Genomic DNA, 18,055 nt, shown 5'->3' on the forward strand with positions numbered 1-18,055 from the left:
GCGCCGCGAATGTTCGCCTCCTTTCTATCACGCCATCGTCGCGAACCGGGTGATTCGTCGCCCCGCCGCGGAGTGTCAGACGTTGACCATGTGCATGCCCGCGTCGGTGTAACGCCGGCCGGCCACCGCTCCGGGCGAGAACACCGCGTCGATCGCGGCCAGTTCGTCGGCGCGCAGCTGCACCTGCAGCGCGCCCAGGTTCTCGTCCAGCCGGCTGCGTTTGCGGGTGCCGGGAATCGCCAGCACGTCGTCGCCCTGCGCCAGCACCCAGGCCAGCGCCAGCTGCGCCGGCGAGCAACCCTTGTCGGCGGCCAGTGCCTTCACCTTCTCGACCGCCTGCAGGTTGCGGTCGAAGTTGTCGCCCATGAAACGCGGACTGTTGCGGCGGTAGTCGTTGGCCTCGAAATCGTCGGGGGTGCGGATCGCGCCGGTGAGAAAGCCGCGGCCCAGCGGCGAATAGGCCACCAGGCTGACGCCGAGCTTGCGACAGGCGGCGAGCATGCCGTTTTCCTGCGGGTCGCGCGTCCACAGCGAGAACTCGCTTTGCAGCGCGGCAATCGGATGCACCTTGCAGGCACGCTCCAATGTCGCGCCGGACGCTTCGCTCATGCCCAGGTAACGCACCTTGCCCGCGGTCACCAGCTCGGCCATCGCGCCCACGGTGTCCTCGATCGGCACGCTCGGGTCGACGCGGTGCTGGTAATACAGATCGATGGTGTCGATGCCCAGCCGCTTCAGGCTGGCGTCGCAGGCGGCGCGCACGTACTCGGGCCGGCCGTCGATACCGCGTGCCTGCGGGTTGCCCGGGTCGAGCACGATGCCGAACTTGGTGGCGACGAAAGCCTGCTCGCGGCGACCCTTGATCGCCCTGCCCACCAGCACCTCGTTGGTGTGCGGGCCGTACATGTCGGCGGTGTCGAGCAGGTTGAAGCCGCGCTCCAGCGCGTGGTGGATGGTGGCGATCGATTCGGCGTCGTCATGCGCGCCATAGAACGCGCTCATGCCCATGCAGCCGAGGCCGAGGGCGGAAACTTGCGGGCCGTTGCGGCCGAGGGTGCGGGTCTGCATGGCGGGGCTCCGTGGTGGAAGGTGGACGCATGATGCGCCGCCCCGTTGGCCGGATAAATGGTCAATAATGGACATCACCATTCCAAAACAACCAACAATCGCCATGGACCGTCTCGAAGCCATGCGGCTGTATACGCGCATCGTGGAACTGGGCAGCTTCACCGCCGCGGCGGATGACCTCAACCTGCCGCGCGCCACCGTCACCCACGCGATCAAGCGGCTGGAGACGCGCCTCGGCGCGCAGCTGCTCCAGCGCACCACCCGCAGCGTGCGCACCACCCGCGACGGCGAAACCTATTACGGACACTGCCGACGCCTACTGGCCGACATGGACGAGGTCGAGGCGGATTTTCGCGAGGCCGCGATACAGCCCAAGGGTCGGTTGCGGATCGATCTCCCCGCCTCGCTGGGGTGGTTGCTGGTGATCCCCGCTTTGCCCACGTTCTTCGCACGCTACCCGCAGATCGAGCTGGACATCGGCACCGGCGACCGCTTCGTGGATCTGGTGCGCGAAGGCGTGGATTGCGTGCTGCGCATCGGCCATCTGGGTGATTCGGGCATGGTCGGCCGACGGGTGGGGATGCTGCAGCAGGCCACCGTGGCCAGCGCCGGTTACGTGCGCCGGCACGGCCTGCCCGAGTCACTGGCCGCGCTGCAGGATGGGCATGTCGCGGTGAACTGGGTTTCGCCCAACACCCGCCGCGCCGAGCCGCTGGAGTTCATGGTCGGCCGACGCCGTCGCGAGGTCACGCTGCCCGGTTGTGTCAGCGTCAGCGGCATGGATGCCTATCGCGGCTGCTGCGAAGCGGGCCTGGGCATCGCCCAGATGACGCGCCAACGCATCGCGGAGGGGTTCAAGACGGGCCGGCTTCGCGAGATCCTGCCCGCGTATCCGCCGCCATCGCTGCCCATCACCGTGTTGTATCCACAGCAGCGGCAGATGCCGGCGCGCCTGCGAGTCTTCATCGACTGGCTGGTGGAGCTGACCGCCGCGCAGTGCTGAGAGTCTTGTCGTCCATCCGGGCCTGCAGACGTATCTGGACCACCACGGCGCGAGGCTCGGAAAACCCCTACGTTTCGCTGCGGGTTCGCCGATTGTTGCGCCCCGTGCACCTGTCCATCATCCATCGAGGATTTCGCCGCCAATCCAACCCGGCGCAATCTTTTCATCTGCAGCAAGACCGAAGTCGGCCTGCGCCCGGGTGTTCCGTTTTGGCGGTGCAAGGTCGCCCTGGTCCGTACCCGTTTCGTCGCTGTGGCCGCCACCATTCATGGAGGAAGCAAATCAATGAGTATCAAGTCGATCGTATTCATGTCGTCGCTGGCGCTGTTCGCCAGCTATGCTCCGGCGGGCTTTTGCGCCGGTGCGCCGAAGGCCGCCGATGTCATCGGAACGCCGGCACCGGGCAGCAAGTTCGCCAAGATCCAGGTGGGCATGCATTCGAAGCAGATCATGGACTTGATCGGTCCGCCGACCGACCAGAAGGTGTACATGACCGGAAAAGCCTGGATTCCCTTCCACTTCGGTGGCGACAACTCGCGCACCGAGTACCACTACAAGGGTGAGGGTGTGCTGACCTTCTCCAACGGTGGCATGGGCAACATCGGTTCCATGAAACTCATCCGGATCAAGGTCGATACCCAGGAATCCGGTTACATCCAGTGACAGCCCGCTGCGTCACTGCCCGGGCCGTCCGGGCAGCAAACGGCCCGGCGGGTTGAAGCCGGCGCGCAAGGCGCACCGTTTTTCCCGCCGGACCGCCACCGGGGCGGCAGGTGCGTTCAGCGGCGGCCGGTGCAGGTAAGCATTCGCGCAAGGCGGACCGCTGACTTCGACGTTCCCCGGAGCACCGCCGCGTTTGACGGATGGACCTTTGGCACGGGGGGCACCGGTGGGCAATGCGCTAGCATCCTGCGGTCAGGTGTGCGCGCGGATCGTGGCGCGCATGCCATCCGTCTGTGGAGGAATGCATGCATTCGATGATCGGCAAGCCACGCCTGCTTGGCGCGGTGGTGATGGGGTTGTTGTCGGGCGGCGTTGCCGCGCAGGGGCGCACGCTGGGCGCGAGCGACTACGCGCAGGCGGAGCGGTTCATGAGCTACAACACCGTGCCGCTGGTCGATCACGCGGTGACCGAGGTCCATTGGCTGGACGACGCTCACTTCTGGTACGTGGACCACGACGCCAAGGGCGATCATTTCGTGCGGATGGATGCGGCCAGCGGCAAGACCGTGCCCTTGTTCGACCAGGCAAAACTGGCCACTGCACTGAGCGACGCCGGCGGCAAGCCGGTCGATGCGAAGAAGCTGCCGGTGACCGGCTACGAGGCGAGGACGGACGGCCGCATCGACATCGTGGTGCGCAAGAAGCATTACGTGTGCGACCTGACCGCCGCCACGGCCAGCTGCGTCGATCGCGCCACGTTGGTGAGAACCGGTGACGAGCCGGGCGCGCTGTCGCCAGACAAGAAGAGCGAAGCGTTCATCCGCGACTGGAACCTGTGGCTGCGCGACGTCGCCACCGGCGAAGAGACCCAGCTCACCACCGACGGCGTGGAGGACTTCGGCTACGCCACCGACAACGCCGGCTGGAAACACACTGACAAAGCCATCGTCGAGTGGTCGCCCGATTCGAAGCAGATCGCCACCTTCCAGCAGGATCAGCGCAAGACCGGCGACATGTACCTGATCAAGACCAGGGTCGGCCATCCCGAACTGGAGAAGTGGAAATATCCGCTGGTGGGCGACAAGGACGTGACGATGATCGAGCGCGTGATCATCGACGTCGCCGCGAAAAAGATCACGCGTTTGCAGATGCCGCCGGACCAGCACCGCTCCACCCTGTGCGACGACGTCAGCTGCGGCCCCGACGGCGGCTGGGACGACGTGAAATGGGCGCCCGACGGCAAGACCCTGGCCTTCGTCTCCACCTCGCGCGACCACAAGCACGAGTGGTTCCGCATCGCCGACGCGCGCACCGGCAAGGTGCGCACCGTGTTCGAGGAAAAGGTGCCCACGTATTACGAGAGCGGCAACGGCGCGGTGAACTGGCGCTACCTGCCGGAGACAAACGAGGCGATCTGGTTCAGCGAGCGCAACAACTGGGGCAACCTGTATCTCTACGACCTCACCGACGGCAAGCTCAAGCACGCGATCACCACCGGCGAGGGCAATGTCACCGAGGTGCTCAAGCTCGATCCGAAAACCCGCACCGTGTGGTTTCGCGGCGTGGGCCGCACGGCGGGCGTGAACCCGTATTACCAGCAGTTCTTCAAGGTCAGCCTGGATGGCGGCAAGCCCGTGTTGTTGACCCCGGAGGCGGCCGACCACACGGTGACGCTGTCGCCGGATGGACGTCTGTTTGTCGATGCCTGGTCCACCCCCGCCGTGCCGCCAATCACCGCCCTGCGAAGCACGGTGGATGGTCGTACCGTGGCGCCCATCGCCACCGCCGACATCTCGCGCCTGAAGGCTGCCGGTTGGGTGCCGCCGGTTCCGTTCACGGTGAAGGCGCGCGACGGCAAGACCGACCTGTACGGCATGATGTTCAAGCCGACGAACTTCGATGCGTCGAAGAAATATCCGATCATCGACTACATCTATCCCGGCCCGCAGACCGGCTCGGTGCGCGGCCGCAGCTTTTCATCCGCGCGCAGCGATCATCAGTCCATGGCCGAGCTGGGCTTCATTGTGGTGGCGATCGACGGCATGGGTACGCCATGGCGCTCCAAGGCGTTCCACGATGCGTATTTCGAGCATGTCGAGGACAACACGCTGCCCGACCAGGTCACCGGCCTGAAGCAACTGGGCGAGAAATATCCGTGGATCGACCTCGACCGCGTGGGCATCTGGGGCCACTCCGGTGGCGGCAATGCCACCGCCGGCGCGATGTTCCATTACCCCGATTTCTTCAAGGTCGGCTGGGCCGAAAGCGGCAACCACGACAACCGTAATTACGAGGACGACTGGGCCGAGAAATGGCAGGGCCTGCTGATCACCGACAAGGACGGCAAGACCAACTACGACGCCCAGGCCAACCAGAGCTTCGCGAAGAATCTCAAGGGCCGCCTGATGCTGGTGCACGGCACCATGGACGACAACGTGCCGCCATCCAACACCTTGCTGGTGGTCGATGCGCTGATCAAGGCGAACAAGGATTTCGATCTGCTGATGATCCCCAACGCCCGCCATGGCTACGCCGAATCCACCCCGTACGCCACCCGCCGACGCTGGGACTATTTCGTGCAGTACCTCGCCGGCAATACGCCACCGAGGGAGTACGAATTGAAGGCGTGGCCGTGGAAGTGAGCGCCAGGGCCTGATCGATGAAAAAGGCCGGGCCGGAGTCTCGGCCTTTTTTCATCCCGTAAGCAAAGGGCGTCGCCATGAGGTGCCCATGAGGCACGTGTTGCCGCGCGACGCTTTTCCGAATCCCCAATCTCGAATCCCCAATCCCGGCTCTAAAACGCCATATCGAACGCCACCTCGCCCTGCACACCGACCTGATACGCCGAGACGCGGCGCTCGAAGAAGTTGGCCAGCTCCTGCACGTCCTGCAGGTCCATGAAGTCGAACGGGTTCTTCGCGCCGTATTTCTTCGGCATGTCCAACTGGGCGAAGCGCTGGTCGGCGCAGTACTCGAGGTACTGACGCATGTCCTTCACCGACATTCCGGCCACGCCGCCGGACAGCACGTCCTCGGCGAACTGGGTTTCGCAGGCGATCGCCTCTTCCATCATCTGCTCGACCTGGGCGCGCATGTCCGCGTCGAACAGGTCCGGCTCCTGTTCGCGCACGGTGCGTACCACGTCGAAGGCGAACGCCATGTGGCAGCTCTCGTCGCGGAACACCCAGTTGGTGCCGGCCGCCAGGCCGTGCAGCAGTCCGCGCGAACGCAGGTAGTAGACGTAGGCGAAGGCGGCGTAGAAGAACAGCCCTTCGATGCAGGCGGCGAAGCAGATCAGGTTGAGCAGAAACTGGCGCCGATGCGCGCGCGTCTCCAGCCGGCGCAGGCCCTGGATCGAGTCGATCCACTTGAAGCAGAACGCGCCCTTCTGCCGGATCGAGGGGATCGTCTCGATCGCCGCAAACGCGGCGTTGCGCTCGGCCGGATCGGGGATGTAGGTGTCCAGCAGGGTGAGGTAAAACTGCACGTGCAGCGCCTCCTCGTACAACTGCCGGGAGAGATACATGCGCGCTTCCGGCGCGTTGATGTGCTGGTACAGGTTCAACACCAGGTTGTTCGACACGATGGTGTCGCCGGTGGCGAAGAACGCCACCAGGCGCCGGATCAGATGGCGGTCGGCAGCGGACATCTTCGTGTCCAGATCCCGCGTGTCCATCGAGAAATCCACTTCCTCGACGGTCCAGGTGTTCTTGATCGCGTTGCGGTACATCTCGTAGAAACCGGGGTAGCGCATCGGGCGCAGGGTGAGTTCGAAACCCGGGTCGAGGATGTGGTTGTTCGGATGGGTCATGGTTGTGCCTCGGCATATGTTGAATCCTTCTCCCTTGGGAGAAGGTGCCCCGAAGGGGCGGATGAGGGTTCGGGGTTGCGCCAAGGTTCGTGCAAGCCCGAACGCGCTCCCCAACCTCTCTCCCGAAGGGAGAGGGGCTTATAGCTTGCGTGCGTAGTCGTCGTGCACGAAGCGGCTGACATAGGTGGAAAGCCCCAGGCCGGCTTGCGCCAGTTTTTGCATGTTCGCAATGTGTTCGCGGCCGGTGGCCTTGTCGGTGTATTCGTAAATATCGCCATTGACGAAACGGACGCGGATGAAACCGTCACCGCACTCGTAGGCGGTGACGCCGGACTTTCCGTCGAGATTCCGGTAACGCTTCATCGCGACACCTCATGCGCTATTGGCAGGCTTCGCAATACTCCGGATTCTCCAGTGAACAAAACACCGCGGCGTTCGCCTGAGCCTGGTCAGGTGCTGCCGACACCGTGGTCTTGGCGATCTTCGTCGCCGGTCGTGAGCGCAGGTAATACGTGGTCTTGATGCCGGCCTTCCACGCGTACATGTACATCGAGCTCAACTGGCCGATGTTCGGGTTTTCCATGAACAGGTTCAGCGACTGGCTTTGGTCGATGTACGCGCCGCGTGCGGCGGCCAGTTCGATCAGTGCTTTCTGCGGCAGTTCCCACACGGTGCGGTAGATCGCGCGCAGGCGTTCGGGGATGGCGTTGATGTTCTGGATCGAACCCTCGGCCAGCTTGATTGCGTCGCGTACCTCGGGTGTCCACAGACCCAGCGCTTTCAGTTCGTCGGCGAGGTAGCGGTTTACCTGCAGGAAATCGCCGGACAGCGTCTCGCGCTTGAACAGGTTGCTGACCTGCGGCTCGATGCATTCGTAGCAGCCGGCGATGGACGCAATGGTGGCGGTGGGCGCGATCGCAATCAGCAGCGAATTGCGCAGGCCGTGTTGCTTGATCTTTTCGCGCAGGGCGTCCCAGCGCGCCATGTTATGCGGGGTGATGTTCGGCCAATGGTCGAATTGCAGTTCGCCATTTGCGGCGCGGCTTTCGGCGAAGCCGGGATGCATGCCTTCTACCTCGGCCAGTTCGCACGACTGGGACAGCGCATTGAAATAGATTTCCTCCGCGATGCGGGTCGACAGTGCCAGTGCTTCGGCCGAGTCGAACGGCAGGCGCAGTTTGAAGAACACGTCCTGCAAACCCATTACGCCGAGGCCGACGGGCCGCCATTTCATGTTCGCCGTGCGCGCCGTGGCGATCGGGTAGTAGTTCAGGTCGATCACGCGATTGAGCTGACGGACCGCGGTGCGCACGGTGGCGGCGAGCTGGTCGTAATCGAACACGCCATCGACGACGTGGCGCGCCAGGTTCACCGAGCCCAGGTTGCACACGGCCGTCTCGTCCACCGAGCTGACTTCGAGAATCTCGGTGCACAGGTTGGACAGGTGGATCACGTTCCCGGGTTTGGCCGTCTGATTGCTGGTGGCGTTGCAGCGGTCCTTGAACGTCATCCAGCCGTTGCCGGTTTGTGCCAGCGTGCGCATCATGCGCGCGTAGAGTTCGCGTGCCTTCACCGTTTTCACCGCGAGGCCATCGGCCTCGGCTTGGGCGTACGCGGTGTCGAATGTCTCGCCCCAGCTGTCGACGAAGTGCGGCACCACCTTCGGGTCGAACAGCGACCAGTTGCCGTCGCTCTCGACCCGGCGCATGAATTCGTCGGGGATCCAGTTGGCGATGTTGAGGTTGTGCGCGCGGCGGGCGTCGTCGCCGGTGTTGTCGCGCAGCTCCAGGAAATCCTCGATGTCGGCGTGCCACGTTTCCAGATACACACAGGCCGCACCCTTGCGCTTGCCGCCCTGGTTCACCGCGGCGACCGAGGCGTCCAGCGTCTTCAGCCAAGGCAGCAACCCGTTGGAGTGGCCGTTGGTACCGCGGATCAGCGAGCCGCGCGAGCGCACCCGCGAATAGGCCAGGCCGATGCCGCCGGCAAACTTCGACAGCTTCGCCACATCGGCGTACTTGTCGTAGATCGACTCCAGCGAATCGACCGGCGAATCCAGCAAATAGCAGGAGCTGAGCTGCTCGTGGCAGGTGCCGGCGTTGAACAGGGTGGGCGAGCTGGCGATGTATTCCAGCGACGACAGCAGCCGGTACAGCTCCAGCGTCTCGCCGATCTCGTTGCCGCCCAGCGCGCAGGCGATGCGCATGAAGAAATGCTGCGGCGTCTCGATCACCAGCCGCAGTTGCGGATGGCGCAGCAGGTAGCGGTCGTACACGGTGCGCAGGCCGAAATACTCGAAGCGGCGCGTGGCCAACGGGTCGATCGCGTCGTTCAACTTGCGTGCGTTGGTGGCTACGAAATCGCGCAGGCGGTCGTTGAGGATGCCCAGCTCGGCGCCGCGCGCAATCGACTGCGAGAAGCTCTGGATCTCCTGGCCGCTGACCTCCTTGTCGATGTAGGCGCCGAGCAGGCGCGCGGCGAGCTGGCCGTATTCGGGTTCTTCGGCGGTCAGTGAGGCGGCGGTGCGGATCGACAGCTGGTCCAGCTCCTGCGTGGTGGCGCCGTCGTACAGGCCACCGATGGTCTTCAGCGCCACGCGCAGTGGATCGACCCCGTGCAGGCCTTCGGCGCTGCGCGTCACGGCGCGCACGATCTTGTTGACGTCGACGGCTTCCTGGCCGCCGTTGCGCTTGGTGACGTGCATCGACGCCGCGCTGTGCGGCGGGGTCAGGGTGAGCGCGGTTTCGGGGAGGGCGACAGGGGGTTCGGCGGGCGCGATGGCGCGCTCGCGTTCGGCGGTATCGAGGGCTTGCATGGGCAGGTGGCTCCGGCATGGACATCAAACACCTGCTCCCGCGCGCAGGGCCTGAAGCGATGGATCCCGGGGGAGCCGCACGCGGCCCCGACAAAGGCCCGCGCCACGACGTGTTTCCCCGCGGAAACCGTCACTACGCACCGGGACATGTTCGCCCCGATGTGCCGGCAGGTCTTCGGACTTGCGGACGAGGATCACGACGATCCACCTACTTGCCCCCGCTTCCCGGCCGCAGAGGACCAGTGCATGTGGAGGTGTTCGTTTCCGCTTTACCGCTGCGGGGCAGTTCCGGATTTACACCGGATTCCCTTTTAAGCCCGACCGATGTTGGGTCGGCCGGGCACCGACGCACACAACATATCGGGTACGTTTGGCGTGGTCAACCCAATAGCTTGTGTGTGCCCCAAAACCGGGTTTTCAGCGCGGAGGTGTCGTCATGGGTGACGTGAGCGGGTGTCCGCGCGTGGGTTTCGCCCTGCGCAAGCCGCTTACAGCGCGTCGTGGTCCATCTCGCCGGTGCGGATGCGGGTGACCTGATCCAACTGGCTGACGAAGATCTTGCCGTCGCCGATCTTGCCGGTGCGGGCGGCCTGCTGGATGGCTTCCAGCACGCGGTCGACCTGGTCGTCGGTCACCGCCACCTCCAGCTTGATCTTGGGCAGGAAATCGACCACGTACTCGGCGCCGCGATACAGCTCGGTATGCCCTTTCTGGCGGCCGAAGCCCTTCACCTCGGTGACGGTGACGCCTTGCACGCCGACTTCCGCCAGCGCCTCGCGCACGTCGTCCAGCTTGAACGGCTTGATGATGGCCACGACCAGCTTCATGGAATGTCCTCGGTATGGGGGCACGCGCGGTGCATGACGCCCATTCTGCCTACGCACGCGGGCGCTGTCGCCTTGCCGGTACCGTGTAGGACAATCCCTACACATCCCGACGGAGCATCCTGATGGCGTACCCGAATTCCGTTCACCTAATATTTACCTCGACGAGTGCGAGGCGCTGTCCATGATGGATAGGCAGGATATCGATCAGATTGCCCTGCGGCTTGTGTCGTTGGTACCGCCAGGACTGGCACAGGCGCATCAGGATTTGCGAGCCAACTTCCAGGATGTTCTGGCGCAGGGACTGCGCCGCCTCGACCTGGTCACCCGCGAGGAATTCGACGTCCAGACCCAGGTTCTGGCGCGCACACGCGCGAAAATCGACGAACTCGAGCAACGCGTGGCCGAATTGGAGGCTGCCGTCGCCCACCGCGGGACACCGTAACACCCAGCTCCCGGGAGCCGCCCCCGATCCGTCACCTCACCCCGAGAACGATCGGGGGCGGTTATTTATCAACGGATGGAGTCGCCCGGCGTGCCTGTCAGCGATCGTTCCCAGCGCCGACCTGTGTCTGCATGAGCCTCGCCGTTACCCTCAGCCGTGCCCAGGAAGGGATCGCCGCGCCGCAGGTCATGGTCGAGGTGCATCTCTCCGGTGGCTTGCCGTCTACCAATATCGTGGGTTTGCCCGAGGCCGCGGTGCGCGAAGCCCGTGACCGCGTACGCGTGGCGATCCAGAACACGGCCTTCGAATATCCCGGCCGCCGCGTCACGGTGAACCTGGCGCCAGCCGAGCTGCCCAAGGATGGCGGCCGCTTCGACCTGGCGATCGCGCTGGGCATTCTTGCGGCCAGCGGACAGGTGCCGCGCGACAAGCTGGATGACTGCGAATTCCTGGGCGAGCTGGCCTTGACCGGCGCGCTGCGCCGCGTCTCGGGTGTGCTGCCGGCCCTGCTGCGCGCGCGTGCGCGTGGTCGCCGGGTGCTGGTGCCTTACGAAAACTCCGCCGAAGCCGCGCTGGTGCCGGATGTGGATGTGCGGGTGGCGCGTACATTGGCCGAGGTGTGCAGCTGGCTGCGCGGGGCGGAAGAGCTTTCCGCACCGGTCGCCACGCCCAGCACCGGTGGCGCCGATGACGGCCCCGATCTCCGCGACGTGCGCGGTCAATTGCAGGCGCGTCGGGCGCTGGAAATCACCGCCGTGGGCGGCCATCACCTGTTGCTGATGGGCCCGCCGGGCACCGGCAAGACGATGTTGGCCGAGCGCCTGCCGGGCATCATGCCGCCGCTGTCCGAATCCGAGGCGCTGGAAACCTGCGCGGTGGCGTCGGTGTCGGGGCAGGTCATCGATCTGGCGCGCTGGCGCCGGCGGCCGTTCCGGGCGCCGCATCACACCGCATCGGCGGTGGCGCTGGTGGGCGGCGGGTCGTATCCGCGGCCGGGCGAGATTTCGCTGGCGCACAACGGCGTGCTGTTTCTGGACGAGCTGCCCGAGTTCAGCCGGCAGGTGCTGGAGGTGCTGCGCGAGCCGATGGAGTCGGGCCAGATCCTGATTTCGCGCGCCGCGCGCCAGTCGATGTTTCCCGCCCAGTTTCAGCTGGTGGGTGCGATGAACCCGTGCCCTTGCGGCTACGCGGGCGACCCCACGCAACGCTGTCACTGCACGCCAGACCAGATCCAGCGCTACCGCTCGCGCATTTCCGGGCCGTTGCTCGATCGCATCGACCTCTGCGTTGAAGTGCCGCAGGTGCCACTGGCTGATCTGGGCGGGCCGCGTTCCGGGAATGACGAGGACTCCGCCACGGTGCGCGCGCGAGTGCTGGCCGCGCGGCGGCAATCGCTGATGCGGGCGGGTCGGCCCAACGCGGAGATCAGCGTGCGCGAGCTGGAGCGTGATTGCGCGCTGGGGCCGCCGGAACGGCGCTGGTTCGAGACCGCACTGGAGCGCCTGGGCCTGTCGGCCCGCGCCTATCACCGCGTGCTGCGGGTGGCGCGCACCATTGCCGATCTGGACGGTGGCACCGCCCTGCTCGAACGCGAGCACCTGGCCGAGGCGCTGCAATATCGGCGGGTCCAGAGCCCGGGCCGCTAGCGCGACAATCTGCCGCTGTCTGGACGCGCCGGCCGGCGCATGGTTCGATGGCGCCCTGATATTTCCAAGGAATGCGATGACTATCGAGCTCGGCTTGATGCTCGCCGGCATGCTGATGATCGGCTTCCTGGCGCAATGGCTGGCCTGGCGGGTGCGGCTGCCGGCGATCCTGTTTCTGCTGCTTGCGGGCATCATCCTGGGGCCGGCCACCGGCGTGCTGAATCCCGACAAGCTGCTGGGCGACCTGCTGTTCCCGATCGTGTCGCTGGCGGTGGCGCTGATCCTGTTCGAAGGCAGCCTCACCCTGCGTTTCAACGAATTGCCGGGCATCGGCAATGCGGTGCGCGGGCTGGTCAGCTATGGCGCGGTCGCCGCGTTGCTGCTGCTGGCGCTGGCCGCGCATCTGGTGGCGGGGCTGAGCTGGCCGATCGCGCTGCTGTTCGGCGCGCTGGCCTGCGTCACCGGCCCCACCGTGATCGCGCCGATGCTGCGCACGCTGCGTCCGAACGCGCGCATCGCCAACACGCTGCGCTGGGAAGGCATCGTGATCGATCCGCTGGGCGCGCTGTTCGCAGTGCTGATCTACGAGGCCATCGTGTCGCAGCAGGAGGGCCACACGCTGGGCATCTTCGTGGCCACGATTCTCTGCGGCGCGGTGATCGGCGGGCTGGCCGCCATGGTGATCGGCTTCCTGCTGCGGCGGCAGATGATTCCCGAGTACCTGCAGAATTACGCCGTGCTGGCGACGGTGCCGCTGGCCTTCAGCGTCTCCAATGCGCTGACCCACGAATCCGGCCTGCTGGCGGTCACCATCATGGGCATCGCGCTGGGCAACATGCGCAACGTGCACATGGACGACATCCTCGACTTCAAGGAAAGCCTCACCACGGTGCTGGTGTCGCTGCTGTTCATTCTGCTGGCGGCGCGTCTGCATTGGCCGCTACCCGATGGCATGCTGGGTGCGGGCATCGCCCTGTTCGTCATCGCGCAATTGCTGGTGCGACCGGTGACGGTGGCCCTGTCCAGCATGGGCAGCAGCCTGACCTGGCGTGAGCGGGCGCTGATCAGCTGGGTGGCGCCGCGCGGGATCGTGGCGGCATCGGTATCGGCGTTGTTCGCGCTGCGGCTGGACGCGCTTGGCGTGCCCGGCGCCGACGCCCTGGTGCCGCTGGTGTTCACCCTGATCATTGGCACGGTGGTGCTGCAAAGCGCCACCGCGCGGCCATTGGCGTTGTGGCTGAAAGTGGCCGAGCCGGAGCCGCGCGGCGTGCTGATCTTCGGCTCCGACCACGTGGCGCGCGCGATCGGTACGTCACTGAAGGACGCTGGCTTCCGTATCGTGCTGGCCGACGATGACTGGGATGGCATCCGCCAGGCGCGCATGGACGGGCTCAGCACGTTCTTCGGCAACCCCGCCTCGCCACACGCGGAGCGCCATCTGGATCTTGCCGGCATCGGCCGCATGCTGGGCATGAGCACCAACCGCGAGCGCAACTCGCTGGCCTGTGTGTATTACCGGCAGGAATTCGGGCGCGACAAGGTCTATCGCCTGCGCAACCTGACACCGCAGGAAAGCACCGAGCGCGCAGCGTTCTCCGGTGGTTTGCTGTCACCGCCGCTGTTCGACGAGAACATGACCCACGGCCGCTTCGGCGAGATGCTGGCCAACGGCTGGCGCGTGAAGTCCACCCGGCTCACCGCCACCTTCGACTGGCCGCATTTCATCGAGCAATACGGCTCCGATACGGTGCTGATGTTCGGCGTCGAGGAAAAGGGTGTGCTGCGGGTGGCCTCCTCCAAGCGCGAGCTGGAGCCGCGGCCAGGCTGGACCGTGATCGCGCTGGTGCCGCCCAACAGAGGCGAGTGACCGGCAGCGGGTGCGAACGGCGGTCCGAACCATCGAACGCGTGACCATCTCTCATTAGCCCCGTTCACGCCCACGATCGGGCTACGGTTCGCCTTCGCAGAATACGGCGCGCTCCGACATCGCGCCGGACCCGTATCCGGTATAACGCATCGATGCGTCCCGCCAAGGAAGATCCCGCCATGTCCGTTCTGTCGTTCGAGGATTGCGCCGGCATGCGCGTCGTACCGTCAACGCCACCATTGACCCAGCAGGGAGTGCTCATGTCTGATCGAACGTCCTCCTTCCGCGCCTTCCTCTGCGCCGCCACACTGTTGCTGATGACAGGATGCTACCCCGCCATGTCGACCCAGTCCGATTCCAGCAGCGCGCAAACATCGGGCTCCTCCATGTTTCCGTTGCGCTTCGTGAAGCACGATTTCCAGGTGTTCTGCTACAACACCATCCGCTGTCACGTGATCTACAACGACTTCAACTTCAAGGCGGAGGAACGGCCTTCGCCGCCGCCGCCCTCGGCGGATTACAGGGATCACTGGCCGTTCGCCTCCTATCTGGGCATCCGGAATTTTCCGCCGCCGGCCGAGGTGAACTGGACGTCGCTGGACGGTGTGGCACATACCGCCAAGGTGGATATCGGAGCCATCTTCAAGGACGAACGTGCGTTGTACAGCGTGCCCGATGCCGAAATCCCCGATCGCTCCTGGGGAGGCGAGCCAGGCATTCTGCTCGAAGTGAACGACCGCACGATCAGCGTCTACATGAAGGCATTCATTGCCACCAAGACCGAGCAGATCCCGGGCAACAAGGACAGCGATTTCCGGGACGACGTGATCCTGGCCTGGACACATACATACTGAAGGGAGCGCCGTCATGGAGCACGACCGGATGGACCCCGATGGCATCCTCGGTGATGGAGTACGCGCCGATCCTGCTGCGCCGCGCTTGCCGATTTACACCGAGGGCCGGGCGCAACTGGCCGCGTTCGAGGAGCCGATCCTCATCCATGCGGACCATCCGCATGAGCGTCTCTTCATTGCTGCGCTGGATGGCACCGGCAATGACGCCATCCACGATCCCGAGCATGCGACCAACGTTGGGCTTATCGCTCGACAGGTGGAACAAGCCGGCAATGCGAGGATTGGTTTCGGCTATGTTCCCGGGCCGGGTACTCAGCAACATGGATTCTTCTCACCTGTGCTGGACAACATGCGCGGCAACACCGTGGATGAGCGGGCCGAGGAGATGTACAAGCAATTCATTGAGCGCGCGAAGCAATGGCGGCGCGAAGATCCGGACGTACATATCCGCGTAGCCAGTGTCAGCTTCAGCCGAGGTAGCGAAGAGGCAGCACTGTTTGCGCGATTGGTCGAGGAGCGCGGCATTCAGGATCCCGCCGGCGCGCGTTACACCTACGATTCCCATCACCAGATCAAGCACGTCGAATACACCAAGCCACCATTGGTGCCACCACATCAGGTAGCGCAGGCGGTGGCCATGTTCGATCCGGTGGGCACCGGCAGTGCGATGACGATGGATCGGCGGCTGCCGCCGTCGGTGATATCCGGCATCCAGTTCATCGCAATGGACGAGCACCGCGGCCTGTTCAAGTCCGACCGCATCATCGATCCGGGCATCTCGTCGGACGGGCGCTTTGCCGGGATCTACGTGCCCGGCGCGCATTCGGATGTCGGCGGCAGTTACCACCGAGACGGCTTGTCGACTCGCACCGGCAACCTTGCGATCGATTACCTCAACGGCCTGAGCGACACGCCGTTTCTGGCCAAGTCTTCGGAGCCCGACGATCCGCGTCTGAACGTGGTCCACCATTCGCAGGAAGGCTTGCTGCTGTATCGCCTGTGGCCCAAGATCGACCGGCTCCAGCCGGACGGCTACAACGAGCGGGAGGTGTCCAGGCATGCGATGAAACGGGTGCCCGATGCGTACAACGCCGAGCCGCGCAATGAAACGTTGAACCGGCAATTCGAGCGGCAAGCCATGCCCGACGGCCCGGTGCCGGGCGCGCTGCAGGCGCCGCACGACACCACGCGCAGCGAACTCGACCAATGGATCGACCGCATGTATCTGGCGTCGCAGAACCCGGACAACACGGTGTGGGATCGGGCGCAGCACGAGGCGGCGCATGCCTATCTGCGCACGGCGGACGGCCAGCAATTCCAGCAGCAGGCCGACAGCCTGAACGCGACGTGGGACGTGTCATTGCTGGCGCAACAACAAGCCGCGCAGCAGATGTTGCCGCAGGCACAGGGATTCAGTCGTTAGACCAGCCAAGGACGTGGCCATGGATAGTTCCGCTGATGATGTCGAGACGGTGCGGCAGGCATTGATCCGGTTGATGGCGATTGCCGATCGTCTGGAGTCACGCAACGCGCACACCGTGCAGCGGATCGAAGCGGCAACCGCTGCGCTCGAGCAAGGTGTGAGCCGCTTGGATGCGGGTGGCGAGCGGTTCGCGGAGCGCGCACTGCAGGTGATCGGAAACAACGCACAGCAAGCGGTAGCCCAAGGCACCGGACAGGCCGTGGACGAGCTGCGGCAGCGGTTGCAGCAAAGTGCCAACAGCGCCCAGGCGGCTGTCCGGGCGATGGATGAACAGCGCAGGGGATTGACCAGCGCGCGGCGCAGCCTGGTCTGGAACGCGGCAGTCGCCTTGCTGCTCGGCTCCCTGCTGGCCATGGGCTCGGCGGCGTGGACCATCCACCGCAGCGCGCAGCAACTGGCGCAACTGCATTTCGGTCAGGACATCCTGCGGGCGACGCAGCGTGGCGCAATCAACCGTTGCGGCGATTCGCTGTGCGCACGAGTCGGCAGGAAACCGGCACGCTTCGGCAAGGACGGCCAGTATGTGTTGCTGGACGACTGAGCCCGCTCACTCCGTATTGCGGTGCTTGCCCCGGTATGGCTTGAACAACGCGCGGATCGCGGGCATGTCCACGTCCACGTCGCCGCTGGCGTGCACCAGTGGGCCCAGCGTGAAGGTTTTCGTGGGGTAGTCCAGGAACAGGGTCTGGATCGGCACGTTGGCGCCGTGGGCGATGCGCAGGAAGCCCTGCTTCCAGCGCCGCACCGGCTTGCGCGTGCCCTCGGGCGTGATGCCCAGCCACATCCGTTCGCGTTCGGCGAAACGCTGCACCATCTGCGCGGGCACGTTGGCGGCGGCGCGGCGGTCGATGCCGATCATGCCCAGCGGTCGCAGGATGATGCCGAAGGGGCCGTTCAGCACTTCGCGCTTGATCATGATGCTGATGTCCACGCCCAGCGCCACCTTCATCACCAGCCCCCACACGCCATCCCAGTACGACGAATGCGGCGCACCGATGATGATCAGCCTGGGCAGGTTCGGCAGTTCGCCCAGCAACCGCCAGCCGCTGAGGCGCAGGATGACGCGCGCCAGCCATGGCCAGAACCGGCTGTTGAGGCGTGGCGCCAGCGGCGGGGTGGGTGGCAACATCGGTGCGTTCATTCGGAGCTCCATTCGCGCGAACGCGTCTGCTTGATCTTGCCGCGCTGCTGTTTGCCAGCCAGACGGCGTTCTTTGGAGGCGCGTGTGGGGCGGGTGGCCACGCGTTTCTTGGGTGGCCGCAACACGCTGCGGATCAGCTCGGCCAGCCGTTCACGCACGTCGTCGCGGTTGCGCGCCTGGTCGCGAAAACGCCGACCCTGGATTACCAGTACGCCCTCGGCGGTGAGCCGGCGGTCGCGCCGCACCAACAGCCGTTCGCGCACGTCGTCCGGCAGCGAGGGCGAGTTGATGACGTCGAACCGCAACTCCACCGCGCTCTCGGTGCGATTCACATGCTGCCCGCCGGGACCATCGGCACGCAGGAAACGTTCGACGAGTTCGGATTCGGGTAGCGAGAGGGTGGGGCTGACAGTCAGCATGCGGCAAGTTTAGGGG

17 protein-coding genes and 1 riboswitch are annotated in these 18,055 nt (G+C 65.2%); of the genes, 9 read left to right on the plus strand and 8 right to left on the minus strand.

The genetic code is table 11. The features are described 5' to 3' along the window. Positions 1-75 precede the first annotated feature (75 nt). Positions 76-1,068 carry an aldo/keto reductase gene (locus tag ASD22_RS13345; protein ID WP_056084553.1) on the minus strand — a complete coding sequence of 331 codons (993 nt, stop codon included), beginning with the start codon at positions 1,066-1,068 and terminating at the stop codon, positions 76-78. A gap of 103 nt (positions 1,069-1,171) precedes the next feature. Between ASD22_RS13345 and ASD22_RS13350 the strand changes: the two genes are divergently transcribed. Then, positions 1,172-2,071, plus strand: coding sequence for a LysR family transcriptional regulator (locus ASD22_RS13350; RefSeq protein ID WP_056084556.1), 900 nt, complete (start codon positions 1,172-1,174; stop codon positions 2,069-2,071). A gap of 117 nt (positions 2,072-2,188) precedes the next feature. Here the strand turns inward: ASD22_RS13350 and ASD22_RS16795 are convergent, their stop codons facing one another. Further along, positions 2,189-2,341 (minus strand): hypothetical protein, encoded by a 153-nt coding sequence (locus tag ASD22_RS16795; RefSeq protein WP_156458427.1) that lies wholly within the window; start codon positions 2,339-2,341, stop codon positions 2,189-2,191. A 15-nt stretch (positions 2,342-2,356) separates the two neighbouring features. On the opposite strand from ASD22_RS16795, the gene ASD22_RS13355 reads away from it, so the two are divergent. Together ASD22_RS13355 and ASD22_RS13360 are read left to right on the plus strand one after the other, a co-directional pair. Further along, complete coding sequence (locus ASD22_RS13355) at positions 2,357-2,734, plus strand: hypothetical protein (protein ID WP_056084559.1); 378 nt, start codon at positions 2,357-2,359, stop codon at positions 2,732-2,734. A gap of 305 nt (positions 2,735-3,039) precedes the next feature. Beyond that, a complete protein-coding gene (locus ASD22_RS13360) occupies positions 3,040-5,376 on the plus strand; it encodes a S9 family peptidase (protein WP_056084561.1) in 2,337 nt (778 codons plus the stop codon). A gap of 152 nt (positions 5,377-5,528) precedes the next feature. Here the strand turns inward: ASD22_RS13360 and ASD22_RS13365 are convergent, their stop codons facing one another. The 4 genes from ASD22_RS13365 to glnK form a co-directional block, all read right to left on the minus strand. Further along, entirely contained in the window at positions 5,529-6,545 is a 1,017-nt protein-coding gene (locus ASD22_RS13365) for a ribonucleotide-diphosphate reductase subunit beta (RefSeq protein WP_056084564.1), read from the minus strand. Positions 6,546-6,683: 138 nt separating this feature from the next. Then, positions 6,684-6,908: a hypothetical protein gene (locus ASD22_RS13370; RefSeq protein WP_056084566.1), complete on the minus strand. Its 225-nt coding sequence runs from the start codon at positions 6,906-6,908 to the stop codon at positions 6,684-6,686. 16 nt (positions 6,909-6,924) lie between these two features. Then, a complete protein-coding gene (locus tag ASD22_RS13375; RefSeq protein ID WP_056084568.1) occupies positions 6,925-9,360 on the minus strand; it encodes a ribonucleoside-diphosphate reductase subunit alpha in 2,436 nt (811 codons plus the stop codon). Positions 9,361-9,508: 148 nt separating this feature from the next. Next, a riboswitch (cobalamin riboswitch) is annotated at positions 9,509-9,723 on the minus strand. Between the two features lie 125 nt (positions 9,724-9,848). Continuing rightward, on the minus strand, positions 9,849-10,187 hold the full coding sequence (glnK, locus tag ASD22_RS13380) for a P-II family nitrogen regulator (RefSeq protein ID WP_056084571.1): 339 nt from the start codon (positions 10,185-10,187) through the stop codon (positions 9,849-9,851). 181 nt (positions 10,188-10,368) lie between these two features. On the opposite strand from glnK, the gene ASD22_RS13385 reads away from it, so the two are divergent. From ASD22_RS13385 to ASD22_RS13410, 6 genes are all read left to right on the plus strand, one after another. After that, complete coding sequence (locus tag ASD22_RS13385; protein WP_007081320.1) at positions 10,369-10,629, plus strand: accessory factor UbiK family protein; 261 nt, start codon at positions 10,369-10,371, stop codon at positions 10,627-10,629. A 131-nt stretch (positions 10,630-10,760) separates the two neighbouring features. After that, positions 10,761-12,275, plus strand: a complete 1,515-nt coding sequence (locus tag ASD22_RS13390) for a YifB family Mg chelatase-like AAA ATPase (protein WP_056084574.1) — start codon at positions 10,761-10,763, stop codon at positions 12,273-12,275. Positions 12,276-12,351: 76 nt separating this feature from the next. Next, positions 12,352-14,142 carry a sodium:proton antiporter gene (locus tag ASD22_RS13395; protein ID WP_056084577.1) on the plus strand — a complete coding sequence of 597 codons (1,791 nt, stop codon included), beginning with the start codon at positions 12,352-12,354 and terminating at the stop codon, positions 14,140-14,142. Between the two features lie 338 nt (positions 14,143-14,480). Beyond that, the gene (locus ASD22_RS13400) at positions 14,481-14,996 is read left to right on the plus strand and encodes a hypothetical protein (RefSeq protein WP_056084580.1); all 516 of its coding nucleotides are present in this window, start codon (positions 14,481-14,483) and stop codon (positions 14,994-14,996) included. Positions 14,997-15,009: 13 nt separating this feature from the next. Beyond that, on the plus strand, positions 15,010-16,419 hold the full coding sequence (locus tag ASD22_RS13405) for a DUF2235 domain-containing protein (protein WP_082520275.1): 1,410 nt from the start codon (positions 15,010-15,012) through the stop codon (positions 16,417-16,419). Positions 16,420-16,438: 19 nt separating this feature from the next. Further along, positions 16,439-17,020 (plus strand): hypothetical protein, encoded by a 582-nt coding sequence (locus ASD22_RS13410; protein WP_056084584.1) that lies wholly within the window; start codon positions 16,439-16,441, stop codon positions 17,018-17,020. A gap of 6 nt (positions 17,021-17,026) precedes the next feature. On the opposite strand, the gene ASD22_RS13415 is transcribed toward ASD22_RS13410, so the two are convergent. After that, positions 17,027-17,620, minus strand: coding sequence for a 1-acyl-sn-glycerol-3-phosphate acyltransferase (locus ASD22_RS13415; RefSeq protein WP_056084587.1), 594 nt, complete (start codon positions 17,618-17,620; stop codon positions 17,027-17,029). Then, positions 17,617-18,039, minus strand: a complete 423-nt coding sequence (gene arfB / locus ASD22_RS13420; protein WP_056084588.1) for an alternative ribosome rescue aminoacyl-tRNA hydrolase ArfB — start codon at positions 18,037-18,039, stop codon at positions 17,617-17,619. The genes ASD22_RS13415 and arfB overlap by 4 nt, the downstream gene beginning before the upstream one ends. Positions 18,040-18,055 lie beyond the last annotated feature (16 nt).

Source organism: Rhodanobacter sp. Root480 (assembly GCF_001426645.1).
Taxonomy (GTDB): domain Bacteria; phylum Pseudomonadota; class Gammaproteobacteria; order Xanthomonadales; family Rhodanobacteraceae; genus Rhodanobacter; species Rhodanobacter ginsenosidimutans.

Bases quoted from the DNA above. Each gene is read 5' to 3' on its own strand.
- ASD22_RS13345 (WP_056084553.1), bottom strand. From the start codon at position 1,068: ATGCAGACCCGCACCCTCGGCCGCAACGGCCCGCAAGTTTCCGCCCTC.
- ASD22_RS13350 (WP_056084556.1), top strand. From the start codon at position 1,172: ATGGACCGTCTCGAAGCCATGCGGCTGTATACGCGCATCGTGGAACTG.
- ASD22_RS16795 (WP_156458427.1), bottom strand. From the start codon at position 2,341: ATGAATGGTGGCGGCCACAGCGACGAAACGGGTACGGACCAGGGCGAC.
- ASD22_RS13355 (WP_056084559.1), top strand. From the start codon at position 2,357: ATGAGTATCAAGTCGATCGTATTCATGTCGTCGCTGGCGCTGTTCGCC.
- ASD22_RS13360 (WP_056084561.1), top strand. From the start codon at position 3,040: ATGCATTCGATGATCGGCAAGCCACGCCTGCTTGGCGCGGTGGTGATG.
- ASD22_RS13365 (WP_056084564.1), bottom strand. From the start codon at position 6,545: ATGACCCATCCGAACAACCACATCCTCGACCCGGGTTTCGAACTCACC.
- ASD22_RS13370 (WP_056084566.1), bottom strand. From the start codon at position 6,908: ATGAAGCGTTACCGGAATCTCGACGGAAAGTCCGGCGTCACCGCCTAC.
- ASD22_RS13375 (WP_056084568.1), bottom strand. From the start codon at position 9,360: ATGCAAGCCCTCGATACCGCCGAACGCGAGCGCGCCATCGCGCCCGCC.
- glnK (WP_056084571.1), bottom strand. From the start codon at position 10,187: ATGAAGCTGGTCGTGGCCATCATCAAGCCGTTCAAGCTGGACGACGTG.
- ASD22_RS13385 (WP_007081320.1), top strand. From the start codon at position 10,369: ATGATGGATAGGCAGGATATCGATCAGATTGCCCTGCGGCTTGTGTCG.
- ASD22_RS13390 (WP_056084574.1), top strand. From the start codon at position 10,761: ATGAGCCTCGCCGTTACCCTCAGCCGTGCCCAGGAAGGGATCGCCGCG.
- ASD22_RS13395 (WP_056084577.1), top strand. From the start codon at position 12,352: ATGACTATCGAGCTCGGCTTGATGCTCGCCGGCATGCTGATGATCGGC.
- ASD22_RS13400 (WP_056084580.1), top strand. From the start codon at position 14,481: ATGTCGACCCAGTCCGATTCCAGCAGCGCGCAAACATCGGGCTCCTCC.
- ASD22_RS13405 (WP_082520275.1), top strand. From the start codon at position 15,010: ATGGAGCACGACCGGATGGACCCCGATGGCATCCTCGGTGATGGAGTA.
- ASD22_RS13410 (WP_056084584.1), top strand. From the start codon at position 16,439: ATGGATAGTTCCGCTGATGATGTCGAGACGGTGCGGCAGGCATTGATC.
- ASD22_RS13415 (WP_056084587.1), bottom strand. From the start codon at position 17,620: ATGAACGCACCGATGTTGCCACCCACCCCGCCGCTGGCGCCACGCCTC.
- arfB (WP_056084588.1), bottom strand. From the start codon at position 18,039: ATGCTGACTGTCAGCCCCACCCTCTCGCTACCCGAATCCGAACTCGTC.